This is a genomic window from Moraxella oblonga NBRC 102422 (assembly GCF_001598275.1).
Classification (GTDB): Bacteria; Pseudomonadota; Gammaproteobacteria; order Pseudomonadales; family Moraxellaceae; genus Moraxella; species Moraxella oblonga.
This window is the reverse complement of record NZ_BCYQ01000054.1, coordinates 1-11624: the sequence shown is the minus strand read 5'-3', so window position 1 is coordinate 11624 and position 11624 is coordinate 1. Positions and strand designations below refer to the sequence as shown.

The following is an 11624-nucleotide window of genomic DNA, read 5'->3' as shown; positions in this document are numbered from 1 at the left end:
TTTGTGGTTAGGGTTTGGGTGGTGAAGTTTAAGTTGCTATTGGTTACATTACCCTCTTTGTCTTGATTAACTGCTGTGATGACACCGCCTGTTAGGGTGGTGGTGTTGGCAGTTAGGCTGTGGCTGCTGCCGTGATTGGCATCGGCATTAACATAGGTAATGCCTGATGGGGCATTATTGGTGGTAACATCGCTATTACCTTTTTGCTGATTATAGCCTAGATTTAGATTGTTTACACCAATACCAATGTTACCACCTTTGCTGTTTTCTTTTTGGCTATGGCGATTTTGACTGGTGGTGATATTGAGTGTGTTTGTACTGTAATGACCGCCTTGCGTGGTAATGGTGGCACCATTTAAGGTGGTGGTGTTGGCATGACCGTTTAGCTCGCCTAAGTTGAGTTTTGTGTCATGGGTTGTCGTGCTTGTGCTTTGGCTGCGGCTTTGCTGCTTGCTTGCACCTGCCGATACACTACCTGTTGTGCTGATGCTAGCATCAATGGTGCTCGTACTGCTTTGGTTTTGAGTGGTGTTTGTGGTAGTGCCATGTGTTAAGGTGAGCTTATTGAGGTTATCAATATTTAGCTTACCGATGGCGCCTTGCAACCCTTTGGCGGCAAAGTCATCACCGATGAATGTTGTATTGGCAGCAGTGATGTGGGTTGCGACAAAGTCTTGGTTTGTTTGCGTTTGGCTGCTTTGGCTTTGGGTGTGTGTCGCACCCAGTTTGGCACTAAAGCCGAGTGTTGGTGCGGTTGATGCTGCTGTCGCTGCTGCACTACCCAAAGCAATTTGAGCATTGGCAACATTGGCAGTTGCCATTGCAAGGTTTAGTTCATAATCCTTAATGGCATTTGGGTCGAGTTTGCCAGCTTTTACCATCTCTTTGGCTTGCTCTAGCTCTTTACGAGCATGGTTAGCAGCTTGAATGGCTTCTTTGACATTTTCGGCAGCAATGGCAGTATCTACGGCAACATGATGAACTGTTGCACCGATTCTGGTGGTATTTGTTTCATTGCTTTGAGTGTGTGCGGTTTGATTGATAGCACCATCAAGCAAGGTGGATTTGGCACCAATGAGTAAAGTGCCTGATGTAGGGTCTAAATCAAAGTTGGTAGCTTGCGTGGTTAGACTGCCGTCATTCATATTGCCAAGCACAACCGCATTATTGCCACGAACGGTTACGCCATCATGAGTGGTGCTTTGGGTGCTTTGGGTATCTGTGCCATCGGTATAAACCACCGCACCCAATTGCAAGTGGTCTCTACCAAGCTTCATGCCTTCGCCTGTGATGGTTTGGCGAGCTTGAGTGACATTGGCGGTTTGGACGTGTTTGGCGGTGGCAAATAAAACATCATCGCCCAAGACAGCCACAAAGCCATCTTTACCAGCATCAAAGCGTGTACCTGTCGCAGTTACAGTTTGAGCACCCGCTTGAATATGACTACCGTGAAGTTCGCTTACCGCCTGAATCTCTGTTTTACTGTGGTTACTATCAGATTTGGCAAGTGTCACACCGTCAAAGCCTAAAGCACCTGCGACAACACCCACACCTTTCATTACATCTTTGGCAAGTCCGCGATAAGATTTAGAGCTTTCTTGCCAAGTTTCACTGCGTAAGTCCACCGTGCCAAAGTTTAGGTGTGCCATATCTCCTGAGAGGACTGTAGGTTTGCCATTCTCATCAAGTTGAAGGGCGCCATCTTCATTGGTGGCAAGATGGGCATTGCCGATAATCATAGGCCCATTTGAGACTTGCAGTTTAACTGCATTAATGTCGGCAGATTTACCCTGAATGTCAATACTACCAGCATAAATACCTGTTTGATTTAACGTTTCTTGGTAAGAGCCATCAATACCACCTGTGTTTTTATAAAAGTTTTGGGTAGTTCGGGTGGTGTTGTGGTAGGTTTTGTCTTTGGCAGACTCAATGGTAGCGCGACCCTGATCGGCATGGATGGATGCTTGCTCATTGGCTGTAATATTGGTGCCATACAAGCTTACATTGGCATTTTGCGAGCTAAGATGCACTTTATTGCCAGTAATGGCGTTTAATACCGCTGTATCCGTGCTGTATTCATGGGTTTGTTTGATGTCTTTACTGCCATACCATTTGTCTTCTTGGTAGCTGATGGCACTTTGTATGCTTTGAGTTTGCCGACCCTCACTCATGCGCACATCCCCTGTGCCGATGACGGCGGTGGTACCTGTGGCAGAATCTAGGCGTGAGCCTTTGATGTTGATGTCAGCCTCTTTGCCTGTTGTGGCTATCGTTAAGTTGCCATGACTTGTGATGTTTGAACCCACATCCGTAGTCTGATTGTATTTAAAGTAGTTATTCTCATCAGCGACAGCATTGATGTGATTGCTTGTGGTGATGGTGGTGATGTTAATGCCGTTTTTGGCGGTCATCTGGGTGCTGCCGCCTGCGTTGTCTGATGTGGCACCTTGGTTTAGAATGTAGTTGCCTGATTGAATGTTTAGGGTGGTTAACGGCTTGCCATTGTCATCGGTTTTATCTTTTAAGCCTGCACCAACACTGATGGTAGCAATGCGGCTGATGTCGGTTCTGCTTGAACTGCTTTTGCCCTGTGTGTTTGTTTGGGTGATGGTTTGGCTTTGATTGGTGAGGTTGTTACCAGCATCTAGGCTCATGGCACTGTTTGCGTACATGGTGCCTTGGTTGGTCAGGTCATGACTTGTAGTGACTGCCACGAAGTCGCCTTGGATAACGCCTTTGTTCGTGGCGTTGTTTGCTTTAATGCTTGCAGCATCTTTGGCAATCAGATTGCCATTGTTGTCAAGATGGCCAGCCAACTGTAAATCTATATTTTTGCCAGTAATACCGCTGTATCTGCCGTCTTTGGTGAGTGTGCCTGTAGCAATGTTGGCAGAACGCAGATATAGCTTGGGCACTAAGACATCTTGGGTTTTGGTGATGGTATTGCCATCTTTGTCTTTGGTAGTATAGGTCATTGGCTGTTTAACCAGCCAAACGATGTCGGTGGTAAGACTTGCCATCTGCTCAGGGCTTAACGCTGTGCCAAGGGTGTAGCCAAACGCTTTGGCATGAGTGACGCCATTGTCCATCAAGGCTTTAAAGGCTTCTTCTTGACTGCGGTAATCGGTATTGATGTGTCTGCCTGTCAGTAGATAATACTGATCTTTAATACGGGCTTGCTCACCATAACCATCAGATAGGCGTTTGTGGATGTGATTTGGGTCTGATTGTAGTGCTTTTAGCATATAATCAGATGACAGCCACTGTTTGTAATTGGTGAACGCGGGGTCTGTTTGGACCAGTGGTAGATTGGGGTCGTCAGCGTTGATGATGTATAGGGCTGAATTTGGGAGACTAATGGTGTCGTCATGACCATTGACATCTATGATGACAGACGAGGGCTTGTCCCCTGCGATTGTCTTGTCAATGCTGATATTGCTTGGGGTGGTGTTAATGGTAGCGTTTAGGGTGGGGAGCTGATAAGTTGCCAGTGGGGCAAAGGATTGCACAAAGCTACCACTGCCATTAGGTACACGTTTATGACGACGACCAGCAGCTGATGAGCGTACAGTATATCTGGTAAAGTGACCATTTTCAGTGACTTTGGTTTTTTCACCATACAAACCATTGTCAGGTGTTTGAATGATGGTATCGCCCTTGACAGCAAAGCCAGCACCTGCATTCATCTGGCTTTTATCGTTAATCAAAGTGTTGCCATGTATGATAAGATCGCCTCCTGCCACCATACGGGCTGGGTCAGAAGCTAGGGTTTTATCTTCATAGACGACAAAGTCAGTAGTAATGACATCCACCTCTTCAGTGAGGCGATAAAAGTTACCATTGGCATCTTTGACATACAAAGCGCCATCTGGTGCACCTTTTTTGCTGGTTGGTCCTAAATACGCTTCATCGGTGGTATAAATGTTTAGGGCTAAATCAACATCGCTTTTATTTGTGGCAAATTGGCGATTATACTCCCTGATGGCCAGTTCTAACGCTTCAATGGCGGCAGCATTATCCTCTTCCCATTTTAATAAAGGCCCCATGACCTTGGTATAATTCGCCAGATCTTTGTTGTATTGGGCACAGGCTTGATTGTTTGCACCTGCCAAGGCACAGCTTTGAGTGGTCTCGCCTTTTGGCAAATCAGGTTCATCTAACAGGTCTTTGGCTTTGATGTTTGGAACAGGCTGTTTGGGTGGTTCAATCTTAAAGTGCGACCAAATGGCAGAATCATTGTCATAATTGATGATACAGTCGCTACCCTCTGGGCAGTCAAATAAACCCGCCATTGGCTTGTTGCCCAAATCAGTAACATCAGTGCTTTTTTGGGCGGTGGGGATGGCAGCAGCTTGTTCGTGAGCGCGGTAAAGTGTTTGTCCATAAACGGATTCGGCTTCCACTTTGACCGTATGCTTTTTAAAGTCGGCATTGGTATTTAGTAAGGTGTTGGTGGCAATTTGCATCTGCCTACCAGACTCTATGGTTGCCCCTTTATTGACAACCGTCTGTGCTTTGCCTGTGGCGTGATGATTATCATCAAGGCTACCACCGATGTGCAGACTGCCAAGGCTTGTGATTAAGGCTTGGTTGTCAAAGTTTTCATTAAATTTACCTGCTCTGTCAGGATTGGGGTTGTTGTTTAGGGTGTTTACGCCAATATCCAAACGCTCTTTGGCAGCAATGACAGGGGCGGTGTGCTGCGTGTTTTCTTGGTTGGTTTGTGGGTTGGTGATTTTGCTTGGTGTGTTGTTTAGCGTGTCAGCCTGTATCGCAAGATGGGTGCCATAGATACGACCAAAAGCTTGATTGTTGATGGTGTTTGTGGCTTTGATGCGTGTGTTTTCGCCATTGATTAAGCCTTGGTTGGTGATGTCGGTTTGGCTGCTTATTTGCGTCTGATGACCGCTACTGATGGTACCTGCTTGGGTGTTATCAATATGATTGGCGTGAAGTGTTAAATTTTGATGGGCGATAAGCTGGCTTTGGTTAATCAGTTTACCATCGGTGGTTAATGTCAGATGGTTTGCGATGAGCTTATCTTGGTTGGTGTGGATGTAGTCAGTTTCTTGTGCGATGTTAAGGGTGTCAGCAGTGATGGTGCCAGCGTTTTGCAACTCTTGGGCAGTAATATCTGCTTGTTTGACCGCAGTAATGGTGCCGTCTTGATTGATAATCCTGTCTTTGGCGATAAGTGTCATATCGCCACCGCTTGTTAAGCTGCCACCTGTATTAATAATATTAGAACCACTATCAATCACCATACCATCTTTGGCAGTGATACTACCTTTACTGTTATCAAAGCGACTTAATTGCCAATGAATATCATCTAGGGCGATTTTACTATCGGTATTGACAAGAGTGTTGGTGTTTAGGCTTGTGGCATCAATCGATGCTTGCTTGGTGTTATGGGTTTTATTGGCAGTGATGCTGATATTACCTGCCCCAGTGATGAGTGCTTTGTCGCCTGTGTTATTTAAGGACTTGGCAACATTCATAAAGCCGTCGGTAGATGATGTGTTGCTTGATGAATGGGGTGTGTTTGTGCTGTTATTTGAATGAGTTGTCGCTGTATTGTTTATTGGCTGATTGCCAATGCCAATAGTACCAGCACTTTGGAAACTGCTTGGTGCAGAAGGTGTGGGGATGGTGGTTTGTCCATACAGACTTTGACCAATGATGGCTTTATTAGTATTGTTTAGGTGGTCGGTACTGATATTAAGCTTACCTGTGCCTGTTTGAATAAAATTGCCAGTATTGGTCAGCTTATCAGCGCTAATTTGTAGTACGCCACCATAAATACCGCCTTGGTTATCAATGCTTTTGTCAGCATTCATGTTGGTAATCTGAGTGCTGTGGATGGTACCTATGTTGACAAGCTCTTTTGTGCTGATGGCAATATCAGCTTGTTCGCTTAACAGCGTGCCGTTGTTTTGAATGGTGTTACCATGTGTATTGATGGCAAGTTTGTCTTTGGTGGACATGGTGCCTGTATTGACAAGATTACCTTTACTATCTAAGGTGAGTGTACCTGTACCAAGCTGTTGTCCACTGCCAGTTGCAGTGATTACCCCTTGGTTATTAACCCCAAAGCCTTTGTCTGTGCCAATCAGGTGGATTTTACCTGCGTACATTCCGCCTAAGGCGGCGATGTCTAGAGCAACGCCTTGTTGTTCTTTATTGGTGGTTTGGCTAGCAGATGATACATGGGTTTGTTTATTGGTGGCATTAAGCTTGGTAAAATCACCGTTTTGAAGATTGACTTGGTTTTCACCTAGGACAACATCCAGCTGATTACCTGCATAAATCTCCTCATTGATTTGGGCAGTTTTAGCGATGAGCGCAGCGTAGTCTGTGTTTTGTAGGTTTAATTTGCCATTCACTTGAATGTTGCCAGTATCACCATTGCCGACTTGATAAGCTGATAATTGCCCTTGTTTTACTTGGGCATTTGCTGCTGCTAAATGGACATTGCCTGCATTGATAAAGCCAGCACCATTGACAATAAGACCATTAGGATTGGCAATGATGACATCTGCTTTTTTGCCTGCCACTTCAACAAAGCCATTTAAATAACTTGGATTATTGGAATTGATTTGGTTTAAAATGGTAGAAGCTTCGCCACGAGCCATAAAGGGGTTGGCTGCCACATGGCCTGCAATTTGTGTATTTGTCGCTTTACGGTTATTATTTAACACAGCGCCTGTGCTACCCACATCAAACTGGCTGTAATGGTTATTGGATAAACCTTTATCATTGGGTGTGGCGATATTGACAGAGGTGATACCGCTGGCGGTGGGGAGAATGATGGGTTGTAGACTTTTAGGGGCAGATGGGTCAGCGATGATGGTGGTGGGGGTGCCTGCATGAGCCAACTGCAAAGCCATAAGTACTGCAAAGGACAAGAAAGTAATAGAACCACATACGTCTCGTGCCACAGATTTGCTGGTGCTACTTGCACCGCCACAACCAGCACCACGAGCATATTCACAAACCGCCACCCAAGTCTGCGTTGACTTATTAAAGACCGTTTTATATATGCGGTTCATAAACATTTCCCGTTAAAATCAATAACAATATTATTGTAACAAATATATATAAATGCAGCAATGGTAATTTAGATAAGCTTGTAAGATTGTATTTATATAGTTACAATATGTAATATTCTTGAATACGCTGCTGGAATGCACCTATGATTAGACCAACAACCCTTGCCACCACAATCATTGCAAGTTTGCTTCATAACACCGTCTCTGCCAATACTGCCAATCAAACTCTAATCCAAACTCAAGATGCTCGCAATCAGGCATTGCTTGAACAATTAGTGCCAAACCCAAGAGTAGTAGCAGATACTATTACCAATGGCATTGGTGCTCATGGTGTTGATACAGCCATCAAAACCCAAGAACAACCAGCAGCTGATAACGCCATTTGCTTTGATATTCATAAGATTGGCTATTGGGTACTGTCACAAGATGATATTGGCTTGGCAGACAAGCTTAGTTTTGCTCTCACTCCTGAAACTATAGGTCGTAGCAGTATTTTAGGCAAGTGTATGACAGTTAACGACATCCATGCTACTGCCAGCCGAGTACAAAACCGCTTGATTGACAAAGGCTATGTTACCAGTCGCATTATGGTGACCGATCAGAATCTGGCGGATGGAAAGCTTAGACTGACTGTAATCCCTGGTAAAATTGGTCAAGTGCTTGTCAATACAACCAATAGTAAAGTGCCTGTATATGTCAAACCAACATCCATTCTTGACTTTAAAACAAAGACACCATCAACAAGTAAGACCCATGTTTATCCTGCTATTTTAGATGGTGCATTGACCACGCAAACAGGCAAACTGCTTAATATCCGTGATTTAGAAACCACGCTTGAGAATTTTAAACGTGTGCCAAGTGCTGATGCTAATTTTAAGATTGCACCATCTGATGAGTTACAAGCGATTGGTAATGATAAAAACAATAAACCTGCTGGTAACACCCTTGGCTTTAGCGATATTATCATTGATTACACTCAACACCGCCCTATTCGTGGCAGTCTTAGCCTTGATGATTCAGGTGCCAAATCCACAGGTAAATATCAAGGGATGGCGACATTTAGCATGGATAATCTGGCAAATTATAATGATTTACTTTATTTAAGCTTTGGACGAGATTTGGGCAATCAGCTTAATGATGATAAAGATTATCCTAGCAATATGAGCAAAGGCTCTAAGAATTACAGTATGGGTTATGTTATTCCCATTAAAAACAGCTTACTACAACTAAACGCCAATCACTACACCTACCATCAAACTGTGGCGGGTAGCAACCAAGATTATGTCTATGGTGGCAAGTCCAATCAATATACCGCCAAATTATCTCATCTGGTGCATAGAGATGCTCGCAGTAAAAGCCATGTGTATGCTAGCGGCTATGTCAAATCCCAAGAAAGTGACATTGATGGCACCACCATCGATGTGCAAACCCGTAAAACAGCAGGCTACCAAATCGGCATCATCCATGAAACACATTTGGGCAAGCAAAGCAATCATGACTTAAGTGTGGACATTTCTTATAAACACGGCACTGCCGCCTTTAATGCATTGCCCTCACCAGAAGAGCTGTTTGATGAAGGCTCAGCCCGTGTTGGCATCTATCAGCTTAATGCCCATTTAACCAGTAGGCACAATCCAACCATTAATCATCAACCACTGCCCATTGTCCATAGTACAACACTTAAAGCTCAATATGCCACAGACAGTCTAACACCAGATCTAAAGATGGCGATTGGCGGCAGATACACCGTCAGAGGTTTTGATGGAGAGCGTACGTTATCTGCTGACAATGGCATCTTATTAAAACAAGACCTAAGTTTTTATCCAAGCTTTCTAAATCAACGACAAACAACCAAACAAAGCATCTCAACCAACCAAAACAACACACAAAACAGTCAATCTAGCCATGCCATCTATCTAGGATTGGATGCAGGTTATGTTAGTAACCATGATAAAAGCCAAAACAAACTACTGCTTGGGCAACATCTCATCGGTGGTGCCATCGGCATCAAAGGACAATACACGCCAAACACAAATAAGCCTTATCTAAGCTTTAACTACGACATTTTCACTTCAAAGGCAATCAGTGAGCCTGACAGGTTTAGTGGTAAAGGCTGGGTAAGTGGCGTGAGTTTGGGGGTGGGGTTTTAAAAGCAAGTTGACATCAAACCAATCAATCAGAAAACCATCAGTTAGGCAAATTAGCTTGGCTGGTGGTTTTTTTATGGGGTGGTCAAATAAGAATGGAATAGGTTGGTGCTACAGGTGCTAGAATACAAGCTTTATTTGTATTGGCGTTAAGAGCTATTTGTAAAAGTAGCGAGTACAAGTATCGAGCCATGAGCTATGTGTTTGATATAGAAATATGCGAACAGCTAAAACAAGGCATGGGGCATCCACTAAAACTGATGGCACGCACCACCTTTATCCCATGGATGGATGACATTTGGGATCGGGGTATGTACGAAAGACAGAGTGTTGATTATTACTGGCAAGTTTATAAAGATTTGTGCTTTAGAGTGCAGGCATATGTCAATGAGAATCCCAAGCTAAGAGACATGTATCCCTAAACCGCTTTATCAAGAATAAAAACCACCATCGAAAAGATGGTGGTTGGTAGGGTTGGGATTGGTTGGGTGGGTTATTGTACCTCAGCACAACTATAGACTGTACCAGTACATAATTTGATAGCTCATAGGCTGGACTTAAGCTTGCGAAAGCCCAATAAATGCAAAGATTTACACCATCATGCTGAAAGCAATAGTATAACCCAACCTGCCGAGCTATTGTTCTGTATCAGTTTCCCTGCTTAGTATATCGGTTTTTTTAACGATATCAGGAATTCTATATTGACCTTGTAGTTTTTGAACCAAAGTTTTAGCAGTGTCTATGCCAATATTAATGCAAGTAACATACAAAGGGTGTTTGCTAGTACCACGATATATTCTATATTCTGATGGGGTGCCATAAAAATTTGTCTTGGCAATGCCAATAATTGGCTTTTTGATGATTAATTGGTCATATAAATATTTACCAAGACCTGGCTTTTCTAATCCATCTAAGTAAACGTAGCCATCAATAATAATAACATCAAAAGGTTCCTTAATTTGATTTATTAAACTCAATAAGCATGGCATTTCTCTTTTATAGAACTGACCTGATTGATAAGGTTCAACATGATTAACAATGATTTTGTATTCATTTAAAATATTATTGTTTTCAATACCAGTAAAACGAATGCCTGCAACATTTGCAATCGTTTGATTTTCAATATCTTTATAATAAACATCTAAAATTAAATAAATCACACTATTGTCTCCAATTAAATAATTATGATATTTATATCTGGATTCTTACTTTTTAATTCATTAATTAATAATTTATTTATTTCTGAATCAATGGTAATTTCTGATAGATTATAAAAGTATTTTTTGTTACTAAAAATTGATAAATCTATTAATCCTTCAATTCCTTTAATGTATAATGATTGAACATGATTAAAAGAATTATTTTTTAACCATATATCAAAAAGCTCCTGAATATAATTATTATCTATTTCCAGAACTAAATGACCACGTCCGTGACTAAAGACAAAATTATTATAATTTTCTAATAAATTATATACCTCTATAATATTTATAGGGCAATTTAAATATGATTTTGTTTTTAATATATTACCTTTTAAAGACAAAGATTTTACCAAACCTTTATCAGGGCAATACGAAATATTTATTTCTTCATAATAATCATAATTATAAGAATGGCAGTATGAAAATTTAACATCATCTGACCGATAATAGTAACAACAATAATTTGGTAATTCAAATTGCCATAAATCATCTAGAATTTTATTATTTCTATCATAAGACCAATAAATTTTACTCTCTGTAATTCCTTCCTTGTCTGTATAGCTTTCATAAGTGCATTTTCCATCTATAAAAGTATAAGACATACCTTGGTATGGTTGATTTTGATATAGTTGTGGTATCATTCCACATCCATAAATATCTTCTTCTTCATTGCTAAAGCTAGAACTATCTATAGAAATTGGCGATGCTAAAAGCCCAGTTAAGGTTTTTTGACATGGGGATATATAAGGTTTAGTTATATAACCATTTTTTACTTCAAAAATATCAAGCTGAAAATCATCTTTATCAAAAAAGATAATACCTGTATAAGGTTGGTTTTGTAAAAACCAACGATTATCTTGATTTTTTAATAAGTTAGACTTTAAACGAAAAATATTCATACTACTCTTCTCTCTTGTATGTGTTACCATCTTGTTTACTACCTTTTGGCAAAGGTTGTATTCTGCCAGTAGGAATATTCACTTCTTTAGGTAGGATGCTTGTGCAACTAGTACAAGCTGAGAATTCTGTTCCAGTATTGCTATTTGAACCACCTTTGACAGTAGCTATGGTAATATCTGCATCTTTGACATTCGGGTATAGCTATCGTAGCTACAATGCTCTTGATGTGAGTGATTTTAAACATTTTAGCATTAATCATTCAAAAGAATTTGCCAAAGACCACAACCACGTGGGCGGCATTGAAAACTTCTGGTTGCAAACCAAAC

The 11624-nt window shown here is 41.7% G+C and carries 5 protein-coding genes and 1 pseudogene; 3 read left to right on the top strand and 3 right to left on the bottom strand.

Translation table 11 applies throughout. The features are described 5' to 3' along the window. A partial coding sequence (locus tag MOB01S_RS11150; protein ID WP_066805397.1) for a two-partner secretion domain-containing protein occupies positions 1-7049 on the bottom strand: 7049 nt, incomplete at its 3' end. Positions 7050-7192: 143 nt separating this feature from the next. Here MOB01S_RS11150 and MOB01S_RS11145 point away from each other — a divergent pair. Further along, entirely contained in the window at positions 7193-9199 is a 2007-nt protein-coding gene (locus tag MOB01S_RS11145; protein WP_066805394.1) for a ShlB/FhaC/HecB family hemolysin secretion/activation protein, read from the top strand. 188 nt (positions 9200-9387) lie between these two features. After that, the gene (locus MOB01S_RS11140; RefSeq protein ID WP_066805392.1) at positions 9388-9618 is read left to right on the top strand and encodes a hypothetical protein; all 231 of its coding nucleotides are present in this window, start codon (positions 9388-9390) and stop codon (positions 9616-9618) included. A gap of 213 nt (positions 9619-9831) precedes the next feature. Here MOB01S_RS11140 and MOB01S_RS11135 read toward each other — a convergent pair whose 3' ends face one another. Next, on the bottom strand, positions 9832-10356 hold the full coding sequence (locus tag MOB01S_RS11135; RefSeq protein ID WP_066805385.1) for an endonuclease V: 525 nt from the start codon (positions 10354-10356) through the stop codon (positions 9832-9834). A 14-nt stretch (positions 10357-10370) separates the two neighbouring features. Next, on the bottom strand, positions 10371-11297 hold the full coding sequence (locus tag MOB01S_RS11130) for a hypothetical protein (RefSeq protein WP_066805375.1): 927 nt from the start codon (positions 11295-11297) through the stop codon (positions 10371-10373). Positions 11298-11497: 200 nt separating this feature from the next. Here MOB01S_RS11130 and MOB01S_RS12445 point away from each other — a divergent pair. Continuing rightward, positions 11498-11624: pseudogene (locus tag MOB01S_RS12445) on the top strand (IS1595 family transposase); the annotation flags it as partial.

Coding starts and splice junctions, on each gene's coding strand:
- MOB01S_RS11145 (WP_066805394.1), top strand. CDS start 7,193: ATGATTAGACCAACAACCCTTGCCACCACAATCATTGCAAGTTTGCTT.
- MOB01S_RS11140 (WP_066805392.1), top strand. CDS start 9,388: ATGAGCTATGTGTTTGATATAGAAATATGCGAACAGCTAAAACAAGGC.
- MOB01S_RS11130 (WP_066805375.1), bottom strand. CDS start 11,297: ATGAATATTTTTCGTTTAAAGTCTAACTTATTAAAAAATCAAGATAAT.